At 57.8% G+C, this 1,029-nt stretch carries 1 protein-coding gene; it reads right to left on the bottom strand.

What is annotated here, in order from left to right; genetic code table 11:
- Positions 1–13: 13 nt before the first annotated feature.
- A partial coding sequence (locus AC0L27_RS41045; RefSeq protein ID WP_473323778.1) for an IS630 family transposase occupies positions 14–1,029 on the bottom strand: 1,016 nt, incomplete at its 5' end.

The following is a 1,029-nucleotide window of genomic DNA, read 5'->3' on the forward strand; positions in this document are numbered from 1 at the left end:
CTAGTACCCGGAATCAGAGCTGAGTGATACGTCGACCTTTGAAGGGACGCTGGCGGACCTTTTTCTTGGTCCAGACGAATGGCTCAGCCTTGCCGTTATATGCTTTGATGTAGGCATCGATGTGCTGCTCGAGCTGTTTGAGGCTTGTGAACGAGGCGCCGCTCAACGACTGCCCCTGTAGGATCGAAAACCACACCTCGACCTGATTGAGCCAGGATGCGCTGGTGGGCGTAAAATGAAATTTCACATTGGGATGTGCCTCGAGCCATTCCTCGTTCCTCTGATGGGTGCTGAGGTTGTCGAGAATGACGTGAAGCTGTCGGTTCGGAAATGCTGCGGTCACGCGATCCATGAAGTCGAGAAACTCGACCCGGCGACGTCGCTTCGAATGCGTCGCAAGGATCTTCCCGGTAGCGACTTCCAGCGCTGCAAACAGCGTGGTCGTGCCATGCCGCTTGTAGTCGTGACTTTGCCCGGTCAGGGATCTGCCGTTGGGCAGTTTCAGATAACCCTGCGCTCTTTCCAAGGCCTGAATCGAGGGCTTTTCGTCCACGCATAGCACAATGGCCTTTTTCGGTGGGGCGACATAGAGGCCAACCACGTCGGCGGCTTTGGCCGTAAACTGCGGGTCGCTGCTCTCGCACCAAGACTTGCGAGCGACGAGATCGATCTTGTTACCGCGCAAGAACCGCCAGACATATTGCACGTCGACATCGCCAAGTTCCCCAGCCAGCAGAGGCCCAGTCCAGCGCGCGTACCCAGCGGGGGGCGACTTATCGAGCAACTTCAAAATCCGCTTGTCAGTGGCCTTCGTATAGATCGGCTGTTTGCCCGGCAGGGGCTTGCTTTGCAGACCTTCAAGACCATGATCCGCATAGCGGTGCCGCCAAAGGCTGACAATCCGAGGCTGGACCCCAACCTCCTTGGCGATCGATCGGGTGCTGCGACCTGCTGCTGCCAGCAGAACGATCCGGGCTCGCTTCAAATCGCGCTGCAACGTCACCGGTGAGCGGCAACGTTGCTCAAGCA

The sequence above is a fragment of the Bradyrhizobium sp. Ken51 genome, assembly GCF_055807435.1.